The sequence below is a fragment of the Haladaptatus sp. SPP-AMP-3 genome, assembly GCF_049568665.1.
In the GTDB taxonomy this organism is placed as follows: domain Archaea; phylum Halobacteriota; class Halobacteria; order Halobacteriales; family Haladaptataceae; genus Haladaptatus; species Haladaptatus paucihalophilus.
This window is the reverse complement of sequence record NZ_CP145897.1, coordinates 2,153,620-2,174,581: the sequence shown is the minus strand read 5'-3', so window position 1 is coordinate 2,174,581 and position 20,962 is coordinate 2,153,620. Positions and strand designations below refer to the sequence as shown.

Here is a 20,962-nt window from a genome sequence, read left to right as displayed (position 1 = left end):
CAATGACCGATTCTGGCGAATTCTGCCCGAACTGTGGCGACCCCATCGAGGTCGATATCACGGAACGGGACTATCCGACCTCCGCCTCTCCACGCGAGCGAAAGCTCTGTGACGCGTGTTATTTCGACCGATTCGACCTCGTGGACGCCCCGGAGCGAATCGAAGTCCGGGTGTGTGCACAGTGCGGTGCCGTCTACCGCGGCCGACGCTGGGTGGACGTGGGCGCGCGGGACTACACCGACATCGCCATCGAGGAGGTGAGCGAAGCGCTCGCGGTCCACGTCGATGCCCGCGACGTGTCGTGGCAGGTGGAACCCGAACAGATAGACCCGAACACGATTCGGATGCACTGTTACTTCTCCGGCGTCGTCCGCGACACGCTGGTCGAGGAGGAGATCATGGTCCCCGTGATGATCGCCCGCCAGACGTGTACCCGGTGTGGACGAATCGCGGGCGACTACTACGCGAGCATCGTGCAAGTACGCGGCGTGGACCGGACGCCGACGCCGGAAGAGGAGAAGCGCGCCCGCGAAATCGCCAACGAAATCGTCGCGGACATGGAGGCGACGGGCGACAGAAACGCCTTCGTCACCGACATGGACGCGACGCCCGACGGCCTGAACATCAAGGTCTCGACCAACAACATCGGCAAGAAGATTTCGAACAAACTGGTCGAGGAGTTCGGCGGGAGCTTCACCGACTCGGAAACCCTCGTCACGGAGGACGAGGACGGCAACGAGGTGTATCGCGTCACCTACTCCGTCCGCCTGCCGCCGTTCACGCCCGGCGACATCATCAGCCCGGACGACGACGGGCCGGTGCTCGTTCGGAGCGTGCGCGGAAACCTGAAAGGAAAACGAATCACGACCGGCGAGGAGTACGAGGCGCAGTTCGGAGACGAGGACGCCTCGGACGCGCGCAAGTTGGGCACCATCGGCGACGCCGAGGAGACAACGCTCGTCGCGGTGACGGACGAGCGCGCGGTGCAGGTGCTCGACCCGGAAACCTACCAGACGAAGACGATTTCCAAGCCGTCGTACATGGACGAGGACGCGGAGACGGTCCCCGTCTTCAAGAGTCGAAACGGGCTGTACGTGGTCCCGGATGCGTAACCTCGCCGTCCTGGTGGCGAAACAGCGGGCCGAAGCGACCATCGCGGAACTGGAGGCGGAAGGCGTCTACGACGACTCCAGAAGAGTCAGCGAACACGACGACGAACTGGTCGAACTGCCCGTGACAGCACGGCCGACCGAAACGCGGTTCGAGGGAATACTCGAACAATCCGACCCGGAGATTCGACACACCGACCTCGACTCCCTGCTTCGGGAGCGCGGGTGGTCGGACGACGACATCGACCGCGCACCGAAGTCGTGGGCCGTCGTCGGGAGCGTGATTCTCGTCCAGTTCGGCAACTGTCCGCGACCCGAGGAGGTCGGCGAGGAACTGCTCGCCCTCCACGGCGAAGCCGAAACCGTCCTTTCCCGCGGCGGAATCTCCGGCGAGCACCGGGAACCCGACGTGAGCGTCGTCGCGGGGTCCGGCGACACGGAAACCGTCCACACGGAGCACGGGACGAAGTACGCCCTCGACCTCCGGGAGGTGATGTTCGCCCCCGGAAACCAGCGCGAGCGCTCCCGGATGGGAGATGTCGTTTCGCCGGACGAACGCGTCTTCGACATGTTCGCCGGAATCGGCTACTTCACGCTCCCGATGGCCCGCGCCGGGGCGAACGTGACCGCGATCGAGCGCAACCCGGCGTCGTTCAAGTTCCTCGTGGAGAACGCAATGCTGAACGACGTTCCCGACCGCATCGACGCCTACCGCGCCGACTGCCGGGAGATGACGGACGTGCGCGCCGAACGCGTCGTCATGGGCTACTACGACGCGCACGAGTACCTCGATACGGCCCTGACCGCCCTCGAACCCGGCGGCGTCGTCCACATGCACGAGACGACGCCCGAAAATCGGCTGTGGGAGCGTCCGGTTTCGCGGCTGGAATCGGCGGCCCACGAGCACGGACGGGACGTGGAGATTCTGGATACGCGCCGCGTCAAGAGCCACAGCGAGGGCGTGTGGCACGTCGTCGTCGATGCGCGGGTCGACTGAGAAAGTTTCGTGGCGGAGCGGGTCGAACTGTCGGGGGAAAAACCTATCAGCGGAGAACCGTTCGGTCACGTATGGACAGACAAAAGTGGATTTCGCTGTTCTTCGTCCTGCTGATGCTGAGTTCGGGCGTCGCTTACGCCGTCACGCTCATATAGCCGTTCGGTGGACTTCGCGGAGATCATTCCGTGTCCCACACGTCCGCCATGGGACTCTTCTTCCGGGAGCGCCGCGAGCGTGAATTCCGTCGCGAGTTCGACCCGGAATCGGAATCGTCCGCCTCGGTTCCGCCGGACGAATCGTTGCGTCCGCCGTTGTCGCCGCCGTTGTCGCCGACGTTACCACCGAACTGACGGGTGCTACCGTGGCCGATGCTGCCGCCGGAACCGCCCGCCGAACGCGGGTCGAACTCCGGCAGGTCGGGGTGCGCCATGCGGTCCACCTGCTCGGCGAACCAGTCGGGCATATCGGTGCGAGCGCGGTCGAACAGTTGCAGGAGGCTGGAATCCGCGAGATAGGTCGCGCCGTAATCGTCCGGGGCGCGAATCACCCGCCCGCAGGCCTGAATGACGGTTCGGAGCGCGGCGCGGTAGTACCACGCCCACTGCCCGTGTTCGAGTCGGTGGGCGACCCGCGAGTCGCTCGTGTTCAAGAACGGAGCCTTACAGAGCACCTGCCAGCGCGCGAGGTCGCCCTTCAAGTCGAGCGCTTCCTCCATCTTGACCGAGAGGAACACGTCCGGGTCGTCGGTCGCCTTCCACGAATCGAGGTCGGCGTCACGCGAATCGCGGCCGTGGGCGCGCACCCGACCGCCGACGCCGAACGCCTCCAGTTGCTCGGCGAGCTTTTTCTGGATGTGGTAGGAGTGGGCGTGGACGATACCCTTTTCGTCCGGGTGTTCCTGCATGATTCTGACGACCGTCCGCGCGATTTTCGGCAGGGTTTCCTCGCGGTGCTCGTAGGTCATCTTCCCCTGCGTCACGTCGTACAGCGGCCGGTTTTCGACCGGGAAGGTGTGGCCGACGTCCACGAGGGCGACGCGTTCGGGGTCGAGGCCGACCTGCCGACAGAACGCCTCCTTGTTCAAAATCGTTGCCGAGAGGAGCGCGAATTTGTTCCCGCGTTCCCAGACGGTGTGGGCGAGGTAGCGCTCGGGGTTCATCGGCTTGATGGTTATCGGCCCGCCCGCGCCGTCCGGTTGGTCCACCACCCACTCCGTCGCGCTGTCCGGGTCGCGGTAGTCGTCCACGAACCAGTCCAACTCGGAGATGAGTTCCTGGAACCGGTCCCGCCGGGCGACCTCGGCGGCCGTGAGTTCCGGTTGCGCGATGAGGTCGTCCTTCCGTCGCTTGCAGGTGCCGACGAGTCGGTCCGCGTAGTCGACCGCCCTGTCGAGTCCGGTTATCTCGGGGATCTTCAGGTCGTCCCAGATGGGTACCGTGCGCGGATTCAGGTCGATGGCCGCGTACATCTCGGCCCACTCGGCGAGTCCGTGAGCCTCGTCGATGACCACCATGTCGCGCTTGCGGAACACCTCCGACCCGGCGGTTCGCATGAAGTACGCCAGGGTCATCGCCGCGATTTCGCGGTTGCTGGCGATGGCGCGGTCGGAGAAGTACGGACACCGGTGTCTGACCGAGCAATCGTAGCCCTTCTCGCGGGCACAAGGTGCTCGGTTCACGGGGGTATCGTGCTCGCCCGGCAGGATACAGGAGTAGTTTCGCTTCCCGCGGATTATCTTGAGGTCGTCCAGCAGGGCGTCCTCGGCCACGTCGTCCAACTGGGATACCTGCGGCGTGGTGTAGTACGCCCCCGTCGAATCGGTCGGGGCGGCTTCGTCCACCTGGCGGGCACACCCCGCAATCGCCCGAGCGAGCAGGGACTTACCGCTCCCCGTCGGTGCGCGAACCAACACCACGTCGTTGTCCCCTTCGAACGCTTCCCGAATGTCCGATAGCGCCTCCCGCTGGTTGCCACGGAAGGAAGGTGCGGGGAACTCGTCGAAAATCCGCTCGGGATTCACTATCCGTGACAACGACGGCGAACGCGTAAAACCTGTGGGTTTTTCGGCGGATGGTACAGCGAACGACGGAGGTACGATTAACGTCGAAACGCCCGAACCGACGGGAGAACGGCCGGTTAGTCGCTCCGTTCGAGCGTCGCCACGTCCGCCGCCGACGGATGGTCCGGTAACTCCTCGATGCAGGCGTAGCAGAGGAAATGCTCGCTCCCGTCCTCGAACTCCAGCATCATTCCGCCCGTCGTTTGCGGGTTCGAACTCCAGAGGTTGGCGATACCGCCCGCGATTGGCACGTCCGCCCCACAACCGTCGCACTTCTCGGTGCTCATCGGTAAGAATTGGTGGGTCACGGGCAAAGAACGTTCGGCGCGTTCGCGGGAGCGGTCGGTCGAGGAGGATTCCCACCGGACGGGCGGCTAGCGGTTTGCGACCACATATCATAGCGCCATCAAATATATATATCATACGACACACGTTCCGTACGAACCGTTCTATGACCTGCCGGCACGCGTATCGTCCGGTGTTCGAACCCCTCGCGCTCACGCCCAGGAGCGGGGCCCGATAGCCGCAGCACTCGGGTTTCGTTCCGCTACATTCCGTAGCCGCACTTTCTCGACCGAACACACACGCATATGCCGACATCCATCGAGTCGCGGGCACACAGCCGCGGCTCACTAGTGCACGCATCGCTTCTCGAACGACGGACGCATCGCTCGCGGTCGTGGCGACCGCTCGAACCGCGGCCGACGACCGCCGGAAGCGCCGGGGGTGGCCGTGAATGACCGTGACCGATGCGGACGGGACCGCGACCGACGCGGACGAGACCGCGCCATCGCTGTGGCGAAACCGCGACTTCCGGCGGTTCTTCGCCGGGGAGTTCGTGACGAACGCCGGGGACAGCCTCTACACCGTCGCCGTCCTGTGGCTCGTCTTCGACCTCAGCGGCTCGACGGTCCTCACGGGAATCGCCAACTCGCTGTTGTTGCTCCCGTGGCTCTTACAGATACTCGCCGGACCGGTCGTGGACAGACTCCCGCTCAAACCGGTGCTCGTGGGGACACAGGTCCTCCAAGGCGTCGTCGTTCTCGTACTCCCGCTCGCCGCGGCGACGGGGTGGATGAGCGTCGGCGTCCTGCTCGCGGTGGTCCCGATACTGACGCTGGCGACGCTGTTGATGGCACCGGTGCAGACGACGCTCGTCCCTCGCATCGTGGCCGATTCGCGGCTATCGCGGGCGAACTCCGCCCTCGCAACCGTCACGCTCGGACTCGACATGGTGTTCGACGCGCTCGGCGGCGCGTTCATCGCCGTCTTCGGCGCGACGACGCTGTTCCTGTTCGACTCGGCCACGTTCGCCGTCGCGGGACTGTTGTTCGCCGGTATCGCCGTCCCGAAGGTCGGCGAGAGGGACGACAAAGGGGAGCGAGCCGACGAGTCGATACTCGACTCGTACGTCGCCGACCTACGGGACGGAGCGGACGTGCTACGCGGAACCGTCTTCGTCGAACTGATACTCACCACGGCGGTGGCCAACTTGGCGACCGGCGTGACGCTCGCGATTCTCCCGGCCTTCGGCGACGCGCTCGGCGGCCCCGCCGTCTATGGCCTGCTGCTCGGTGCGCTCGGCATCGGCCGACTGGTCGGCTCGCTCCTCGCGCCTTATCTCGAACGCGTTTCGTACGGCCGGTTGTTGCTCGTCGGCAACTCGGTGGCCGCGTGCTGCTGGTTCGCCGCGGTGTACGCGCCGAAGACGGCGTTCACCGTCGTCCTCTTCGGCCTCGCGTGGGTTCCCGCGGGCATCAGCAGCGTCCTCACGGCGACGCTGAACCAGACCGTGTTTCCGAGCGACCGCCTCGCCCGCGTGTCATCCATCAAGGGAACCGCCTCGGGGGCCACGCTACCGCTCGGGTCGCTCGTCGGCGGCGTCGTCGCCGAGGTGCTGGGAACGACGACGACGATGGGACTCGCCGCGTTCGGGTTCGGATTCACGGGACTGTACGTACTTCTACGACCGCGGGTCCGGCACCTCCCCGCCGTCGCGGACGCCGACCCGGCGGCGTTCGACGTGACGGTCGCGTCTGACCGAAACGAGGAGTAACACGGGTCTCCGACCCGTACGCCGTTTCGAAGCGGTATCGACTATCGGGCGAAGTGGCCCATTTCGTATAGCACTATCCAATATACTCCAGGACTCGGGACGCACATTATTTCCGTCCGTAGACGGCTGTTCTCTTCGAAATCAGTGTGATCGATCGGAGACGCTGTAAATCGAAAAAGCCGCGAAGAGCGGTGTCGTCCGCGTCGTCCGTCCCGCGCGGTTCAGTACGACTCGCTCGTGTAGAGCGCATCGCTGTCGTCGTAGACGGACACCGTGTCGCCGCCGTTATTCCAGATCGCGGTACCGGTGTTGCCCCAGTAGAGGTCGGAACTCGTGTCCGAACCGGTTCCGGTGTGGAGCGTCACCTGCGCGCCCGCGTCGAGCGTGAAGCCGCTCGGGAAGGCGTAGGTGTGGGCGGCTTCGTCCTCGACGGTCCACCCCGAGAGGTCGATGGAACCGGTTCCGGGATTCTCGAAGACGACGTACTCGTCGTTGAGGTTGTCGTTGTCGTTGCCCGTCGCGTCCTCGTGGATTTGAGCGATGGAGAGGTCGCCGCTGCCGCTACCGCCGTCGCCGCCGCCGATCGAGCCGTCGTAGGCGTCGAACAGCGGGAAGGAAGTGTCGAAAACCGTCGTCGTCGGGATGCCCGAATCGCCGTTGACGTTGTTCGTGCCGTCGGTCACGTGGTCGCCGTTGATTCGGAGGTCGGTTCCGAGCGCGGACGCGAGGTCGTTCAGGTTGGTTCGCGCACCCGACGGTGCCGTGCCAGCGCCGACGAGGACGACCGCGCCGCCGTCCGCGACGAACGAGGTGAGCGCGTCGATTTCTGCTTGCGTGAACGCGTTGGCTGGCGTGGTGACGATGATGGCCCGCCAGCGCGAGAGGTCGAACGTGTCGAGGTCGTTCGCCTGGTCGAACGAGAGGTCCACGCCTTCGAGGTAGCGCTGGTAGTACGCCGCGTCGTCGTTGGAGACGGCGTAGCTCGAGTCGAACTGCCCGTGACCGCCGTCGATGAGAATATCACCGCTTCGGTCGCTCACGTAATCGATGAGGTTCGTGAGGAAGACGAAATTCTCGTAGTCCGACGTATCGACGGCGAAGCCTTCGGAGCTCTCGTAGTTCTCGTCGATGAGCGGACTGCCGACCACGGCAACGTTGGCGGATTCGTCCACAGCCGCGAGCGGGATGTCGCCGCTGTAGGTGTAGCCACCGGACTGGGTAGCGGTGCTCTCCGCGTAAATCGGGACGCGGGAATCGCTCACGCCGCCGGAGGCGGTCTTGACGCTGGCGGCTTGCGGGAGAAACAGGTCGTCCACAGCGCGGTTGCGAATTTCCGAGGAGGCGTCGGGGTCGCTCTGCGCCCAGAGGCCCGTGCCGTTCGACCGTGCGGTGTCTTCCGCGCGCCAGATGTCGTCGTGGTACGAGGAGCCGGAACCGTACACGCGGGCGTTACCGGTTTCGACGGCGCGGAGGTTGTAGAAGTCGTCGCGGGTGCCGTCACCCGTGGCGTCGTAGTGGATGTAACCGAGCACGCGGCCGTAAGTGTCTCGAAGCGGTTCGTTCTGGTCGAACGAGAGTTCGACGGTCGCGCCGCCCAGTTCGCTCTTGCCGAAGTCGGTCGCGTTCGACCCCCACGTCTGGAGGTAGGTCATCGATTCGATGCCCTCCCACTCCTGAATCCGCTCGGCGGAGCTGTTCGACGCCTTCTCGGGCGTGTCGATGCCGAGGATTCGGATGCTCTCGGTCGAACCGTCCGCGAACTGCACCGTCACCGTGTCGCCGTCCGAGACTTTGGTGACGTCGACGGTGTAGGTCTTGTTCTTGTCCAGTCCCAACCCGTCGCGGTCGGTGAAGTAGTCGAACGCGGTGTTGAACTGGCCGGTGAGCGGTTTGTAATCCGCGCCGCCGTTGTTCGTGGTGTCGAGCACCTCGTCGTCGTTGAACCTGAATGAGAGGCCAAGAGAGCTGGCGAAGTCGTTCAGGTTGGCCGTGGCGTCGTGGTCGCCGTAGTCGGATTGGTCGTGGACGAACAGCGTACCGCCGCCCGCGACGAAGGTGGCGAGGTCGTCGAGTTCCGAACTGGAGAACGCGGTGCTCGGCGAGGTGATGACCGCCGCGTCCGCGCTTGAGAGGTCGGCCGAGAGGTTCGAGGTGGCCGTGACCGTGTAGCCGTTGTTCTCGGCGTAGCTCTCGAACTTGGAGAACGACGCGAGGTCGTAGTACTGGCCGTGGCCCTCGTCGAAGAGGACGGTGCCGGACCCGCCGAGTTCGGCGTCCCACGCGTTGAGGACGAACTCCTCGTTGCCCTGTTGCCAGTTCGTGCCGTCCTCGACCAACATCGAACCGAACGCGACGACGTTCGAATCGGAGACGACCAGCGGAATGGACGTTCCGCTGCTGTAAAGGGTCGCGTCGCCGTTCGAATCGGCGTCGTGATTCGTGGCGGTGTCCTCCGCCCACACCGCGATAATGGAACTGTCGGTCAACTCGCCGCCGCTGGCGTCGAGGAAACTCGACGTCGAGTGACAGACGAGGGGTGAAATCTCGCCCGAAGCGGCGCGTACTTCGGAGCTGAGGGTTGTCGTGATCGGTCCCGTTGCGGTTGCCGCCGCGAGCGCTGACATGAACGTTCGTCTTCGCATCGCTTCGAAAATACAGCTAGTAAGTTATAAATTATTCTGTTTTGTCTTAGTATTTAATCTTCTACGCCCTCATATATTTAGATATTTGTAGAAAATATCCGTCCGTAACACAATAGTTCACACGGACTCCGCGGGGTCGTATTCGTCCGCCATACGTTCGGCTTCAGTCGCGTATCGCTCGCGCGTCTCCGGGTCATCGACCGTCCCGAGTTGATTCGGCGACACGTCGAGTGCGGCGGTCGTTTCCCGCGCGGCACCGGTGAAACTCGTGAGTGCACGCTCCTTCCGGAAGTAGCGCGACCCGTCGAGGGTCGCGTAGACGAGGATGATGAGGTTCTGTTCGTCGTCCGAATACGTCCGTTCGACCAGCCAGACGCGCACGTCGGTATCGTCGTCCATACGTACGAATGGCTCTATGACGGGATAGTTCCACCCGACCGTTTATGCGAACGACTACCGTACTTCGGTCGGTATGGAGGTGAACTGTGAGGGATGTGCGGGCTGTTGCATCGATTGGCGCGACATCGCACCCGAAACCGAGGACCACGAACGGCGCAGCGCACGAAAGCCGTTGGACGACGCCCACAACTTCGTCCCGCTCATGCGCGAGGAAGTGATGGCGTTCGTCGAAGCGGGACTCGCCGACGCGCTGACGCCGCGGCTCTGGCAGGACGATTCGGGGAGGGACGTCGGCGACGTGAAACTGGCCGCCATCGAGGGAAAACCCGCGTTCTTCATCGGCCTTCGAAAACCGACCAAACCGGTCGAGCCGTTCGACAGAGAGGAACCGAAATGGCTCCCGGCCTGTGCGTTTCTCGACCCGAAAACGCTCCAGTGCCGGATTCACGGGGACGACCTGTATCCGCTGGAGTGTGCGGAGTACCCCGGTCACAACCTGAAGTTGGGACAGGAGACGGAGTGTGAACGGGTCGAGGCGGCGTTCGACGGAGACCGACTGGTGGACGACGAAGCGCCGGACGCGCTCTCGGGACTCCTGCTCGGACCCCAAGCCGTCGGCGAAAAAGTCTTCGTCCATCCCGACCCCGACGAACTGGAGGAAGTCGCCGAACGCATGCGTGCGGGCGAGTTAACCGACGAGGACCGCGCACGGTTCGTCGCCACTGCCGCGGCTAATCGACCCGGAACGACGAGCACCGACCGTGAAACGTACGAAACGGTGTTGGCGACGGCGCGCGAGACCGACTCGTGGGTCGGTCGGTCGATTCGTGCGTGGGAAGCGATGTCGCAAACAAAGACCGGAGTCCCGGACCCGTCGGTCGCGGAGCGAATCGAAACGGGAGCCGGTGCACCATCGCCTCCCGGTTGGTGAACGAAGCGCGAAGAAGGAACGTACTACTCGGACTTCATCTTCTCGAACTGCTTGAGAAGGTCTTCGGCCGAATCGCCGGAGTCGTACTCGACAGTCCCGTGATACTGCGACCGTTCGTCGTCGAAAGCCGCATCGACGGTACTGTTCTTCCGCTCACGACGCTCGTGTTCTTCTTCGTCATAGGCACCCATTGACATGACAACCACACTCATACTTGGCGAGGGTCAGTTATTAATGTAACGGATAATCACATTATACCTTCACGATGGAACATCGTCAGACAGAAGGGGGAATCAGGAAAAATGGACCGAACGGGACGACGGCGAAAACGACGGAAAAGGGAGGCGGGAGAATCCCACGAGGTGCACAACACGTAAACATTCTCGGTTACTAGGTATCGACGTGGCAAGCCCGCTCCGCTTTCGCCGCTCTACGGAGCGGTGGGACGACGACCGCATAACGACGGAGTTGTATTCGCACCTCGACTCGAACCTCGGGGCGCGTTCGACGACGCCCCATTACGTCGAACCAAACGGCTTCGAGGCGCGACGCTTCGAGATGGACAACGGCGACGTGGCGCTGTTCGTCTGGAACGACGACCTCGCCTATTGGCTCGGGAACACCGAGACGCCGCCCGCGCTGTGGCGAACGAACAAACACACCTTCGACGAGGTTCCGTACCCCATCGCGCGATGGAGCCAACGCGAACTCCTCGCCGATTTGGCCGTCGAGTCGCCGTGGCTGGCCGAGTACGATTACCTCTCGTGGTTCTTCCTTCCCGTCTTCTTCTCGAAGGACGGACGGGAGACCTCGCGGGCGTTCTTCCGCAAGTACGCGGCGGGATTCCCCGACGCGACGCGCGACGAGGCGCTCTCGTTTTACGAACGGTTCCTCAGCACCGGCGCGTTGGACGACTATCGGTACACGATGGCCTCGAAACTCGGGACGAGCGAGTACTTCGACGAGAACCGAATGAGTTCCACGATGAGCGAGTTCACCGTGGCGAAGGTGTTGACCGACGCCGGATACGACGTAGAACCCGAAATCGAAGTGACGACCGGCCACTCGCTCGACTTCCGCGCCGACCCGCCGAACGGCGACCAGTCCTCGTTGGTCGAAGTGACTCGTCCGCGTCCCCCCACGCGGCGGGCCGCCGATACGCCCGTCGCGGCGGTGCGCGAGACGGCCGAAACGAAGACGAACGGGCAGTTGAGCGAACACGGCGGCGGTGCGGTGTTGTTCGTCGATTGCACCGGTTTCCGGGACGACGAGTGGGCCGCCGTCGTCGGCGAACAACCCGGCGTTCGCCACCGACCGGCGGTCGTCCTCCGCGCTCGACCGTCCGGGAACATCGAGGCCTACGAAAAAGGGTCGGTTCCGCTCTCGCTGAATCGTTCCCTCGAATGGGTCTGACAGGTTAGAAGGAGATCTGGTCGGGTCCGAACGTCCCCATCGTCGTGGGGTCGCGGTCGCTGTAGTGGCGGCGGCCAATCGCTTTGCTACTCAGACCGTTGTACATCGCTTCTTGTGCCTGCTGCGACGATTCGTACGTCTCGTTCCCGACGCGGTTGAACACCTCTTCGAGCGTTTCGGTGCCGTTGGGGAGGTCGATAGTGTAGTCGCCGTGGGACGCGATCAACCGCTCCGTGTCGGTCGGATACTGGTGTGAGTCGAGCAGTTGGCTTGCCTGTTTCAGCGTCATTACGAGAAGTCATACAGTAAAGTTCATTATAAACTTTGTCGGCAAGGGTCATAGGAGAATATAAGGATGTACAATCAGTATAAACTCGGAGCGTCTCGAGTTTTTGTCGTGGGAGACGGTGGGTTGAAGACGGTGATCGAACCACAAACACCTTCGTCGGAGCCACCCGACAGGGAGTATGAGCGTTTTCGCGGACCTTCACGTCCACACGACCAACTCCGACGGCGCGATGGAATTATCCGAGGTTCCGTCGGCCGCCCGGTCGGCGGGCGTCTCGGTCGTCGCAATCACCGACCACGATAGACTCCACCCCGACCTGCCGACGCCGGTCTCCGTCGTGGACGGCATCACGGTCGTCCACGGCATCGAACTCCGAGTCGAAGCGCCGGACGGACAACACCTCGACCTGCTCGGCTACGGCGTCTATCCGACGCCGGAACTCGCCGACGAGTTGGAGCGTCTGCAGGCCGACCGAAAACAGCGCGGCCAAGCCATCATCGATTGCGTCGAGGACCGTCTCGGGATTTCCCTCGACCTCGAATCGCGCGAGGGGTTGGGACGGCCGCACATCGCCCGAGCCATCGCCGCGCATCCGGAGACGAAGTACGGTTTCTCCGACGCGTTCGAGGAACTCATCGGCACCGATAGGCCGTGTTACGTCGCCCGGGACGTGCCGAGTTTCGAGCGCGGCGTCGAACTCCTCTCGGAAGCGAGCGGCCTCGTCGGACTGGCCCACCCGTATCGGTACGACGACCCGCGGTCGGCACTCGACCTGACGAGCGAGTTGGACGCCGTGGAGCGATACTACCCCTACGGGCGCGAGGTGGACACGCGACCGATAGAACGCGCCATCGCCGACAACAACCTCGTACCCACTGGCGGAAGCGACGCTCACGAGGACGTGCTCGGGAAAGCGGGACTTTCGAAGGAGGAGTATCGTCATTTCAGAAGCACGGTGACGCTCTGACGTCGGTTCGGCGTCCTGGAGCGGTGGGTTCAATTTCGTGGAACCCGTAGCCCGTCCCATGCGGTGTCACTACTGTGATCGGGAAGCGACGTTCGAGCCCGAGATGGACGGCGTGGTGGTCGGCCTCTGCGACGACCACTTTCGAGAGCAGTTCGAATCGCTCTCGGAGTCGGACGTGATGGAAAATTTGCGGCGGGAACTCGACGTGGACAACTTGGACGGAGTGGACGGCGCGGACGAACGTTAGTTTTCGGCGCTCGCGGTAAACGAGAGTCCGTCGTATCGATACAGGGGAGCGGTGCCGAGCGACGAGAGCGCGTCGGTAGCCGATTCAGGGGGGATTCGGACGCGAACCGTTCGAATACCGTCCCGAAAGAGATAGGACAGTCCCGTTCTGAGCGGTGCCGTCAGGTCCGTTTCGGTCACCGGCGTCGAACGCGTTCGGGAGGATTCCTCGGCGGACAGAACGAGCGATGCGCCGCCGCCGGTGACGGTATAGACGGTGAGCGTATCGCCCTCGTGTTCCGTGCCGAGGACATCGACGGGTTCGAACGGAACGTCAACGTCGTCGAGGTCGAGATCGAGAACGTCGTCTTCCTCACTTCCGATAGTCGGACCCACGGCTACCACCGCCCCACGGAGGTTGGAGGGCTTCGAAGATTCATACAGCTACTTGTGAGCCGATATATAAATAACCGCGGATAACACAAAAGAGGATTTTCGCTTCCGCTCAGACGCGGCCAGCGTCCACGTCGATGGCATCGACCGGGCACACGTCCACACAGAGCATGCAGTCGATGCACTGGGCTTCGTTGGCCGGGTCTGCCTTCTCCTCGCTCTCGGGGTGGCCCGGGGTGTCCACCCATTCGAACACGTCGACCGGGCAGTCTTCGAGGCACGCCCCGTCGGCGATACAGAGGTCGAAATCGACCGCGACGTGGGTGCCGTGGATGCCGAGTTTGTCGGGTTCGTCCACCGGGCCCCACACGTCGTGGCCCTCGTGGTCGTCTACTTTCTCGCGGTTTTCGTGAAATTGTGGGTCAATAGCCATCGGTCTCTCACCTACCGGGTAGACGCGAAAGTAGTACTTAAATCCCGGTACATCACTTAAAACTTCGTGCGGGCGAGATTTTTTAGGTTGGGCTAAAAACAAGCGGAAGAGGCCCGGAAAACCGGGAGTGGGTTTTTCGCCCGACGGTAGGTTTAAATATCGACTCGAATCGGTGGGAGGTTTTAGGGCGCCTCCTCCGAAGGAACCCCCATGGAGAAAGTCACCATCGACGACGTTGACGGACAAATGAGCGCGGCCGACGTTCGACGCCCGGTTTCGAGGGCGCTCGGTACCGAGGACGTGGCCATCAACTACTACGAACTCGCGCCCGGTGACAGTTTCGCGTTCGGCTACCACGCGCACGGGGACCAAGAGGAGGTATTTTACGTCCAATCCGGGACCGTGACGTTCGAGACGGACGACGAGGATGCCGTCGTCTCGGCGGGCGAACTGATTCGGTTCGCGCCCGACGAGTTTCAGCGCGGCGTCAACGAGGGCGAGGAACGCGTCGTCGCCCTCGCACTCGGCGCGCCCCGCGACACCGAGGACATAGAGATGTACCGCCACTGCGAGGAGTGCGGGGAGCGAACCCGGAACAAAATCGAGATGGCCGACAGCCGAGACGAACTCGTCACCTCCTGCCTGGACTGCGGCGCGGAAACCGGCCGCTTCGACTGAACCGCTTCGACCGAGTGGGTCCCCGTTGGGAGCACCTTTTTCCGACCGGCCATCGGACGGGAAGTATGGAGAAAGTCACCATTGACGACGTTGACGGACGCATCAGCTCGGCGGACCTGACACGACCGGTCGGTGACGCCCTCGGCACCGAAGACGTGGCCATCAATTACTACGAACTCGCGCCCGGCGACACCTTCTCCCCCGGCCTCCACACCCACTTCGACCAGGAGGAGGTATTTTACGTCCAATCCGGGACCGCGACGTTCGAGACGAAAGACGGCAGCGTGGTGGTCGAGGCGGGCGAAATCGTCCGGTTCGCGCCGGGTGACTACCAGATGGGAAAAAACGACGGCGACGAGCGCGTCGTCGCCCTCGCACTCGGTGCACCGGGCGAGAGCGAGGACGGCGAACTCCTCGGGGACTGTCCCGAGTGCGGCGCGCAGACCCAACACTGGATGCGGATGACGGACGATGGAGACGAAGTGGAAGTGTACTGTCTCACCTGCGATACGGTCACCGGAACGATGGACTGAGGGCGGTTACGTGACCATCGTGACGGCCATCACGATTATCGACTCGGGGGTCGTCACTCGGTTCGAACTCCCATGAGTCACGAAGACATCCCCGGTTACACCTACGGCGAGGAGTCCGTTCCCGACTCACCCATCGACCGCGAGGATTTCGACCTGCTCAAGGAGACCGTGATGTTCACCGAGGAGGACGAAGAGCACCTTCGACTGGCGGGCGAGGTCCTCGACGGGCAAATCGACGACGTGATCGACACGTGGTACGGGTTCGTCGCCGACCACCCCCATCTGATGCAGTATTTCAGCACCCCCGGCGGCGAACCCATCGAGGAGTATCTGGAGCGGGTGCGGGCCCGGTTCGGCCAGTGGATACGGGACACCTGCAACCCGCCCTACGACGACGATTGGCTCCGCTACCAACAGGAGATCGGCCTGCGCCACACCCGGCGAAAGAAGAACCAAACCGACGACGTGGATTCGGTCAACCACATCCCCTTCCGCTACATGTCGGCGTTCATCTACCCCATCACCGCGACGATGCGGCCGTTCCTCGAAAGCGGCGACCACGACGAGGAAACCGTCGAAAAGATGCACGACGCCTGGTTCAAGGCGGTCGTCCTGCAGGTGACGCTGTGGAGCAACCCCTACGTCATCGACGGGGACTACTGAACGACCACGGACCGTTTCGCCACCCCCGCGGTGACGTGGAGAGCCATCGAGAGACGATTTATCATACTCGATTTTCGACTCGTATTTTGTACGCTCAAAGCCTGTGAAGCCAAATAATCACAGACATTCTACTAACCATAACATTTAGGACGAAGTAGATGATACGCTAGAGTGGACAACCCTGAGAAGCCAATAGCCGTTGTCCATCGCAGTGCCAAACCAAGTAACAGATCTTGCCAAGCACCGCAGTTGACCTATCGACTGTAAATAACGCGGTCGTTTAACCACCGACCGCTCGACGGAAGAGCGGCCGACTCACCACCGGTCGTGATGAAGGTTGGCTTCCATCCCTTCCGATTTTGAAAGAACCGAGAGAAGTATCTCGCTCAATTAGCGGAGAAGCACTTGCCCAATCCGCGGCGAAATGAATGGTATCCGACAGTTAAACCGCCTTCCGAGGCGGTGCCTACACCCCTACTTCGCTCACGCGTTCTTCGAGGTGTTGACCGACTGTAGTCGAGGATACGCTAGCGTAGCCGAGCACCAGGCTCGACCCGCAGATGGTTGCGCCTGCGAGGGAAACACCGATATTTCCGCCCAACAGCCCCGATTTTAGTAACTGTGCGCCGACGTAGACTCCTACACCAGAGGAGCCAATCTGTATGTTCGCTTCCATTGTCCTTTCCGAAGACACGGGGTAACCAGCCCTCGTGCTCGCCCCGTTGTTAGGGACTTGCGTGCGTAGCACATCGGTAGACGGCTCTCTCGTCACAGAGTGTCAGAGAGTTCTTCTCATCCACGCTATTCGATAATTCCTGTCCTGGGATTAAAAGGATTCGACAGGCGAGGTGAAAGTGAAACCTGGACCCGAACCACATCTCGTCGAAATTCACCCCGATATCATCGGATATCGCTGGTGCCGATTCTCAGACATCACGATACCGGCCCGACACCCCGAAGGAAACTTCGCAAACGACCGCACCTACCGTCTCGAATTTCCACAGGAAACGATGGCCACCGGCCGCTGACGCGCGTTTCCGCGGGGGACACAACCCCCTCGAAACCCCGGTGTAACTTTTCCACCGGAAACGGAGGGGTTAGAGAAGGATTCACAAACCGCATCCAGGTGGTCGAACTACCGCCGTCGAAAGGGGAACGTTCGGGAAGGGTGCCGGTCGACAGACACACGTCAGACGTGCGGATCGGTGGCACATCGAGGACCCCACCGTTTCCAGTGGAAACGTGACGAGTTCGTGACGGAATCGGCGCGAAGAAAGTCGATATGAGCGACCGCAAAAGCGGCGAGCGTGACGGTGGCGACCCATCGCCGCCGCTCGAACGGGCCACCGCTTCCGCGATACGGACCTTTTTCGCCATCGCGTCCGTTCTCGACGCCATGACGGAGATTCCATCGCCCGGCTTGGGAACGTCCGGCAACAAAGACCCCGAACAGTGTGCCGAGACGGTTCGGACCGCGCTCTCGCTCGGCTATCGACACATCGACACCGCGCAGATGTACGATAACGAATCGGGAGTCGGCGACGGAATCGCCGCCGCGGACGTTCCCCGCGAGGAGGTGTTCCTCGCCACGAAGGTCCTCCCGGACAACCTCGCACACGACGACGTGCTGGAGAGCACGGCGGGAAGCCTCGACAGACTCGGCACCGACTACGTTGACCTTCTCTACGTCCACTGGCCCATGAAGGCCTACGACGCGGAAGACACCCTTCCGGCGTTCGACACGTTGTACGACGACGGGACGGCACGGAACGTGGCGGTGAGCAACTTCACGCCCGAACTACTGGACGAGGCGCGCGACCTGCTCGACGCGCCAATCGTCGCCAACCAAGTCGAGATGCACCCGCTGCTCCAGCAGGACGAACTCCACGAGTACGCCACGGAACACGACATCACGCTCGTGGCCTACGCACCGATACTGCAGGGCGACGCCGACGACGTACCCGAACTCCGCGACGTCGCGGCGAAGTACGATGCGACGCCGACCCAAATCAGCATCGCGTGGTTGCAGGGGCTAGAGAACGTCGTCCCAATCCCAAAAGCCACGGGAGAGCGTCATCTCCGAGAAAACCTCTCTGTCCCCGAACTGGCCGACGAGGACATGGAGGTAATCGCCGCCATCGACAGCGAAGAGCGACTCATCGACCCGGACGGAGCCGCGTGGAACTGAACTACTGACTCCAGCGCGCCCACCACGACCCGTTACCGTCGCTGCCTTTCCACTCGACGGTTAAGTCGTCCACCGACGTATCGGCGGAGATTTCGTAGGCGAGCCAGCCGGTCAGGCTTTCACCGGACGCGACGGTTCGGTCGCCGAACCGGTTGACCTGGTACTTCCCGTCTTCCTTGGCGATGTCCGCCATCGAAACCTTGTCGCCGCCGACTATCAGGTGAATCTGCTCGCCCTTCGGAAGGGTCTGTTTCATACGGAACTTGTTCTCGGCTTTAACGGTGACGAAGGCCCACTGTCGGCCGTCGCTCGCTTCCACGTTCTCGGACCCCCCACCGCTCGGTTCGTATCGGTAATGGTCGGTGAGAGTGATGTCCTGTATCGTCATGGCGACTTCGGTCGGACTACGGAATGCCTCGCCGAACGAGAGTTTCTCGCCGGCGATATCGATGGTGAACGTCTCGTCCAACTTCTCGATTCGATAGTTGACCTTCGCCACGTACGGGTACGTGAGCGTGGTGGACCACTTCGTCGTCTTTCCGGGGTCGATTTTGTCGGTCCGCATCTGCCCCGTCTGCTGTGACCCCGGCGAGTTGCCGTCCACCTGAACCGAGGACTGGAACGCCTTCGGCTCGTCGCCGACGTTTTTGAGCGTGAGCGAGAGCGAGAACTGCTGTCCCATCGTGACCTGCTTCGGCACGTCGGTCGAAACGAGTTGGAAGCCATCGATGGTCGTTTTGCCACCGCCACCCCCACTCGTGGTCGTCTCGTTCGACGTCCCCGACCCGCCCGTTTCGTTCGTAGTCGAATCGTCCCCATTCCCGCCGTTCTTCGGTTCGGAACCGGTACACCCCGCCAGGGCCCCCCCGGCGAGTGTCGCTCCGGACGTCAGCAGAAATCTTCTACGGCGCATGGGTAATTTACGTACGAGAGTGGAAATAAACACTCTGTCGTTGACTCGTTTTTACGTTCGAGTACGCGAGACCTTCGAACAGTTCACGGAAAACGTTTCGACGTAATCGGCGGCAGGTTACGGTGTAGGAACCGCCTACCGGCGTGTTCGGCGAGTCGTCTCAATCGCCGCCGTCTACAGTTGTTCGATGCCGTCGCCGACGTGAATCTCGCCGGATTCGACGATACTGGCGCGAAGGCCGCCCCGGTGAACCAGCGCGGAAAGCGTTCCCTTCTCGGTCAGCGACTCCAGGTGCGAGCACGGTTCACAGAGTTCGACCCCCTCACAAACCGCTTCGCCGACGCGAAACCGTTCGCCGACGAGGTGGTTCAGCGCCGCGTTTCGCGTCGTCACGTTTCGGCGGTGGGCACCCGGTTCGAGCGCGATTCCCGCCTCCTCCTCGATGGCGTCGAGCGCCTCCGCTTCGATGAGCGTGATGTCATCGCCCGAAAACGTTCCGTCGTCGCTGAAATAGCGGTCACCGCGAAGTCCGCGCCCTGCGACCGCCTCTACTTCCGCGACACCTTCCGGTTCGGTTTCCGCCTCGTCGGCGACGTGAATCGCCTCGATTTCGCCCGTTCCGTTCATGCACGTCGATTGCATTCAGGTGGGATAAAATCTGGGAGACTGTGCGCGTCGTTACCAGTGTCGTAGCAAACGGAACGTGAGCGGTCGTCGCTACAGTTCCTCCCGGAGTGAGTCGATGGTGTCGTACACGTAGTCCCGGAGGAAGGCCGCTGTTCGGGCCGCCTCGTGACCGGTCTGCTGGCGCTGGAGGAAGAGCGATCGAACGTACGAAACCGAATTGATCATCCAGTACACCCGCCGCCGCCGGTCGAACCCGTCCGGGAGCGAACGAACCGACCGATATCCCTCCCGAAACGACTCGTCCAGCCCTTCGTCGGACCGCTCGGAAGCCGTGAAGACGGGGAGCGTCGTCCGCCAGTAATCGTACTCTCCGGGGGCGACGATTGCGTGTTCGAAGTCGATGACGCAAGTCACCTCGTCGCCGTCAATCCCGACGTGTTCCGGGAAGTAGTTGCCGTGACAGAGGACGGGGGCACCCGCTCCATCGAACAGGCCCGGATGCTCCCGGACGAGCGCGAGTACGTCGGCGGCCACGTCCGAGTAGCCGAACGATTCGAGAAAATCGCGCCGGTCGGCGAGGAACTCGCAGACGGTCCCGTGCCACGTCTCATCGGCGTCGAGCGCGAGGTTGCCGTCATCATCCCGGAGGACCCCCGTCGCCTCGAACGACGTCTCGGCGTGAAGCGTCGCCATTCCGGCACCCATCGTCCGAACGCGTTCCTCGTCGAGTATCCTTTCTTCCGGCACTCCTTCGATCCACTCCGCGACGAAGTGGTCGTCCCCGACCGCGAGGACATGCGGCACCGGAACCGACGTGTTCGTTTCGAGGTGCTGCATGACCCGTGCTTCCATCGCCGGGTCGCCCTCGTCGCTCGTCGCACGTTTGCAGACCGCTCGCCTCCCCTCCATCCGCACTTCGTGCGTTTGGTGCGGCGGCACGTCGTGCAGTTTTCGTCCCACTCCGTAGTCGTTCGTATGCGATTCGAGTCGCTCGCGTACCGCTCGTTCTTCTTGCATGGTGTTCGTCGCGTTACGTGCGACGACCGGTCGGGACGAAGGACCACTTCGAGCGCGGGCGCTGTCGCTCCGACCGAAAAAGGTGGACGACCTCAAGAGGGACACGGGTTGACTTAATACTTTTCCAACTATTGTCCGAACCATGACCGAAATAACGCTGACGGACTTTCGAATCATCTTCGGGACGGTCCTCGGCCTGACCGTTTTCGGGGTACTCATGACCACTGATGAAGGTCCCCAGAGCCTCGTCACTACTATGGGCGGGGTCATCGCATTTCTCGTCGCACTCTTCCTCGTCGGCCTGCTGTTTCTCTACCTACAACGACAGAGTGCATGGTAAGAGGTGTAAGATTTCGACAGATGAATTGGTCACCCACCCCGGAGACAAATGAAACATCGAAGCTAGCATCCGCGCGAACGCGGTTCGCCG

24 protein-coding genes are annotated in these 20,962 nt (G+C 62.5%); 13 read left to right on the top strand and 11 right to left on the bottom strand.

The window, feature by feature from the left end; translation table 11 throughout:
* Positions 1–2 precede the first annotated feature (2 nt).
* Positions 3–1,112, top strand: coding sequence for a 60S ribosomal export protein NMD3 (locus tag V5735_RS12050; protein WP_423743745.1), 1,110 nt, complete (start codon positions 3–5; stop codon positions 1,110–1,112).
* Positions 1,105–2,106 carry a class I SAM-dependent methyltransferase gene (locus tag V5735_RS12045; RefSeq protein WP_423743744.1) on the top strand — a complete coding sequence of 334 codons (1,002 nt, stop codon included), beginning with the start codon at positions 1,105–1,107 and terminating at the stop codon, positions 2,104–2,106. The genes V5735_RS12050 and V5735_RS12045 overlap by 8 nt, the downstream gene beginning before the upstream one ends.
* 178 nt (positions 2,107–2,284) lie before the next feature.
* Here the strand turns inward: V5735_RS12045 and V5735_RS12040 are convergent, their stop codons facing one another.
* Both V5735_RS12040 and V5735_RS12035 read right to left on the bottom strand, forming a co-directional pair.
* A complete protein-coding gene (locus V5735_RS12040; protein ID WP_423743743.1) occupies positions 2,285–4,126 on the bottom strand; it encodes a helicase C-terminal domain-containing protein in 1,842 nt (613 codons plus the stop codon).
* A gap of 116 nt (positions 4,127–4,242) precedes the next feature.
* On the bottom strand, positions 4,243–4,452 hold the full coding sequence (locus tag V5735_RS12035; protein ID WP_423743742.1) for a DUF7561 family protein: 210 nt from the start codon (positions 4,450–4,452) through the stop codon (positions 4,243–4,245).
* Between the two features lie 303 nt (positions 4,453–4,755).
* Here V5735_RS12035 and V5735_RS12030 point away from each other — a divergent pair, with 303 nt between their 5' ends.
* A complete protein-coding gene (locus V5735_RS12030; protein WP_423743741.1) occupies positions 4,756–4,905 on the top strand; it encodes a hypothetical protein in 150 nt (49 codons plus the stop codon).
* On the top strand, positions 4,902–6,221 hold the full coding sequence (locus tag V5735_RS12025; protein WP_423743740.1) for an MFS transporter: 1,320 nt from the start codon (positions 4,902–4,904) through the stop codon (positions 6,219–6,221). The genes V5735_RS12030 and V5735_RS12025 overlap by 4 nt, the downstream gene beginning before the upstream one ends.
* A gap of 221 nt (positions 6,222–6,442) precedes the next feature.
* Here the strand turns inward: V5735_RS12025 and V5735_RS12020 are convergent, their stop codons facing one another.
* Entirely contained in the window at positions 6,443–8,863 is a 2,421-nt protein-coding gene (locus V5735_RS12020) for a DUF4350 domain-containing protein (RefSeq protein WP_423743739.1), read from the bottom strand.
* Between the two features lie 117 nt (positions 8,864–8,980).
* Complete coding sequence (locus V5735_RS12015) at positions 8,981–9,262, bottom strand: hypothetical protein (protein WP_423743738.1); 282 nt, start codon at positions 9,260–9,262, stop codon at positions 8,981–8,983.
* A 73-nt stretch (positions 9,263–9,335) separates the two neighbouring features.
* On the opposite strand from V5735_RS12015, the gene V5735_RS12010 reads away from it, so the two are divergent.
* The gene (locus V5735_RS12010; RefSeq protein ID WP_423743737.1) at positions 9,336–10,193 is read left to right on the top strand and encodes a YkgJ family cysteine cluster protein; all 858 of its coding nucleotides are present in this window, start codon (positions 9,336–9,338) and stop codon (positions 10,191–10,193) included.
* Positions 10,194–10,216: 23 nt separating this feature from the next.
* Here V5735_RS12010 and V5735_RS12005 read toward each other — a convergent pair whose 3' ends face one another.
* A complete protein-coding gene (locus tag V5735_RS12005) occupies positions 10,217–10,390 on the bottom strand; it encodes a DUF5786 family protein (RefSeq protein WP_007976321.1) in 174 nt (57 codons plus the stop codon).
* Between the two features lie 205 nt (positions 10,391–10,595).
* On the opposite strand from V5735_RS12005, the gene V5735_RS12000 reads away from it, so the two are divergent.
* Complete coding sequence (locus V5735_RS12000) at positions 10,596–11,606, top strand: DUF5784 family protein (RefSeq protein WP_423743736.1); 1,011 nt, start codon at positions 10,596–10,598, stop codon at positions 11,604–11,606.
* Between the two features lie 4 nt (positions 11,607–11,610).
* On the opposite strand, the gene V5735_RS11995 is transcribed toward V5735_RS12000, so the two are convergent.
* Positions 11,611–11,895 carry a DUF5789 family protein gene (locus V5735_RS11995; RefSeq protein ID WP_007976317.1) on the bottom strand — a complete coding sequence of 95 codons (285 nt, stop codon included), beginning with the start codon at positions 11,893–11,895 and terminating at the stop codon, positions 11,611–11,613.
* 178 nt (positions 11,896–12,073) lie between these two features.
* Between V5735_RS11995 and V5735_RS11990 the strand changes: the two genes are divergently transcribed.
* Together V5735_RS11990 and V5735_RS11985 are read left to right on the top strand one after the other, a co-directional pair.
* On the top strand, positions 12,074–12,862 hold the full coding sequence (locus V5735_RS11990; RefSeq protein WP_423743735.1) for a PHP domain-containing protein: 789 nt from the start codon (positions 12,074–12,076) through the stop codon (positions 12,860–12,862).
* A gap of 37 nt (positions 12,863–12,899) precedes the next feature.
* Positions 12,900–13,109: a DUF6757 family protein gene (locus tag V5735_RS11985; protein WP_423743734.1), complete on the top strand. Its 210-nt coding sequence runs from the start codon at positions 12,900–12,902 to the stop codon at positions 13,107–13,109.
* Here the strand turns inward: V5735_RS11985 and V5735_RS11980 are convergent.
* A complete protein-coding gene (locus V5735_RS11980) occupies positions 13,106–13,483 on the bottom strand; it encodes a hypothetical protein (RefSeq protein WP_423743733.1) in 378 nt (125 codons plus the stop codon). The two genes, V5735_RS11985 and V5735_RS11980, sit on opposite strands and share 4 nt — an antisense overlap.
* Before the next feature lie 109 nt (positions 13,484–13,592).
* The gene (locus V5735_RS11975) at positions 13,593–13,913 is read right to left on the bottom strand and encodes a 4Fe-4S dicluster domain-containing protein (protein WP_423743732.1); all 321 of its coding nucleotides are present in this window, start codon (positions 13,911–13,913) and stop codon (positions 13,593–13,595) included.
* 210 nt (positions 13,914–14,123) lie between these two features.
* On the opposite strand from V5735_RS11975, the gene V5735_RS11970 reads away from it, so the two are divergent.
* The 4 genes from V5735_RS11970 (at position 14,124) to V5735_RS11955 (ending at position 17,975) form a co-directional block, all read left to right on the top strand.
* Positions 14,124–14,591: a cupin domain-containing protein gene (locus V5735_RS11970; protein ID WP_423743731.1), complete on the top strand. Its 468-nt coding sequence runs from the start codon at positions 14,124–14,126 to the stop codon at positions 14,589–14,591.
* Positions 14,592–14,656: 65 nt separating this feature from the next.
* Positions 14,657–15,124 (top strand): cupin domain-containing protein, encoded by a 468-nt coding sequence (locus tag V5735_RS11965; protein ID WP_423743730.1) that lies wholly within the window; start codon positions 14,657–14,659, stop codon positions 15,122–15,124.
* Between the two features lie 72 nt (positions 15,125–15,196).
* A complete protein-coding gene (locus V5735_RS11960) occupies positions 15,197–15,787 on the top strand; it encodes a protoglobin domain-containing protein (RefSeq protein WP_423743729.1) in 591 nt (196 codons plus the stop codon).
* 1,396 nt (positions 15,788–17,183) lie between these two features.
* A complete protein-coding gene (locus tag V5735_RS11955; RefSeq protein ID WP_423746024.1) occupies positions 17,184–17,975 on the top strand; it encodes an aldo/keto reductase in 792 nt (263 codons plus the stop codon).
* Between the two features lies 1 nt (position 17,976).
* On the opposite strand, the gene V5735_RS11950 is transcribed toward V5735_RS11955, so the two are convergent.
* From V5735_RS11950 to V5735_RS11940, 3 genes are all read right to left on the bottom strand, one after another.
* Complete coding sequence (locus V5735_RS11950; protein WP_423743728.1) at positions 17,977–18,888, bottom strand: DUF4352 domain-containing protein; 912 nt, start codon at positions 18,886–18,888, stop codon at positions 17,977–17,979.
* A 174-nt stretch (positions 18,889–19,062) separates the two neighbouring features.
* Positions 19,063–19,515, bottom strand: a complete 453-nt coding sequence (locus V5735_RS11945) for an MOSC domain-containing protein (protein ID WP_423743727.1) — start codon at positions 19,513–19,515, stop codon at positions 19,063–19,065.
* 90 nt (positions 19,516–19,605) lie between these two features.
* Positions 19,606–20,532 (bottom strand): phosphotransferase, encoded by a 927-nt coding sequence (locus V5735_RS11940; RefSeq protein ID WP_423743726.1) that lies wholly within the window; start codon positions 20,530–20,532, stop codon positions 19,606–19,608.
* A gap of 142 nt (positions 20,533–20,674) precedes the next feature.
* Between V5735_RS11940 and V5735_RS11935 the strand changes: the two genes are divergently transcribed.
* Positions 20,675–20,872, top strand: a complete 198-nt coding sequence (locus tag V5735_RS11935) for a hypothetical protein (protein ID WP_423743725.1) — start codon at positions 20,675–20,677, stop codon at positions 20,870–20,872.
* Positions 20,873–20,962 lie beyond the last annotated feature (90 nt).

Excerpts from the sequence above, each read along its gene's own strand:
- V5735_RS12015 (WP_423743738.1), bottom strand. The coding sequence starts at position 9,262 with ATGGACGACGATACCGACGTGCGCGTCTGGCTGGTCGAACGGACGTAT.
- V5735_RS11975 (WP_423743732.1), bottom strand. The coding sequence starts at position 13,913 with ATGGCTATTGACCCACAATTTCACGAAAACCGCGAGAAAGTAGACGAC.
- V5735_RS12035 (WP_423743742.1), bottom strand. The coding sequence starts at position 4,452 with ATGAGCACCGAGAAGTGCGACGGTTGTGGGGCGGACGTGCCAATCGCG.
- V5735_RS11990 (WP_423743735.1), top strand. The coding sequence starts at position 12,074 with ATGAGCGTTTTCGCGGACCTTCACGTCCACACGACCAACTCCGACGGC.
- V5735_RS12050 (WP_423743745.1), top strand. The coding sequence starts at position 3 with ATGACCGATTCTGGCGAATTCTGCCCGAACTGTGGCGACCCCATCGAG.
- V5735_RS11955 (WP_423746024.1), top strand. The coding sequence starts at position 17,184 with ATGACGGAGATTCCATCGCCCGGCTTGGGAACGTCCGGCAACAAAGAC.
- V5735_RS11970 (WP_423743731.1), top strand. The coding sequence starts at position 14,124 with ATGGAGAAAGTCACCATCGACGACGTTGACGGACAAATGAGCGCGGCC.
- V5735_RS11960 (WP_423743729.1), top strand. The coding sequence starts at position 15,197 with ATGAGTCACGAAGACATCCCCGGTTACACCTACGGCGAGGAGTCCGTT.
- V5735_RS12020 (WP_423743739.1), bottom strand. The coding sequence starts at position 8,863 with ATGCGAAGACGAACGTTCATGTCAGCGCTCGCGGCGGCAACCGCAACG.
- V5735_RS11965 (WP_423743730.1), top strand. The coding sequence starts at position 14,657 with ATGGAGAAAGTCACCATTGACGACGTTGACGGACGCATCAGCTCGGCG.
- V5735_RS11945 (WP_423743727.1), bottom strand. The coding sequence starts at position 19,515 with ATGAACGGAACGGGCGAAATCGAGGCGATTCACGTCGCCGACGAGGCG.
- V5735_RS11940 (WP_423743726.1), bottom strand. The coding sequence starts at position 20,532 with ATGCAAGAAGAACGAGCGGTACGCGAGCGACTCGAATCGCATACGAAC.
- V5735_RS12010 (WP_423743737.1), top strand. The coding sequence starts at position 9,336 with ATGGAGGTGAACTGTGAGGGATGTGCGGGCTGTTGCATCGATTGGCGC.
- V5735_RS11950 (WP_423743728.1), bottom strand. The coding sequence starts at position 18,888 with ATGCGCCGTAGAAGATTTCTGCTGACGTCCGGAGCGACACTCGCCGGG.
- V5735_RS12045 (WP_423743744.1), top strand. The coding sequence starts at position 1,105 with ATGCGTAACCTCGCCGTCCTGGTGGCGAAACAGCGGGCCGAAGCGACC.
- V5735_RS11935 (WP_423743725.1), top strand. The coding sequence starts at position 20,675 with ATGACCGAAATAACGCTGACGGACTTTCGAATCATCTTCGGGACGGTC.
- V5735_RS12030 (WP_423743741.1), top strand. The coding sequence starts at position 4,756 with ATGCCGACATCCATCGAGTCGCGGGCACACAGCCGCGGCTCACTAGTG.
- V5735_RS12005 (WP_007976321.1), bottom strand. The coding sequence starts at position 10,390 with ATGTCAATGGGTGCCTATGACGAAGAAGAACACGAGCGTCGTGAGCGG.
- V5735_RS11995 (WP_007976317.1), bottom strand. The coding sequence starts at position 11,895 with ATGACGCTGAAACAGGCAAGCCAACTGCTCGACTCACACCAGTATCCG.
- V5735_RS12025 (WP_423743740.1), top strand. The coding sequence starts at position 4,902 with ATGACCGTGACCGATGCGGACGGGACCGCGACCGACGCGGACGAGACC.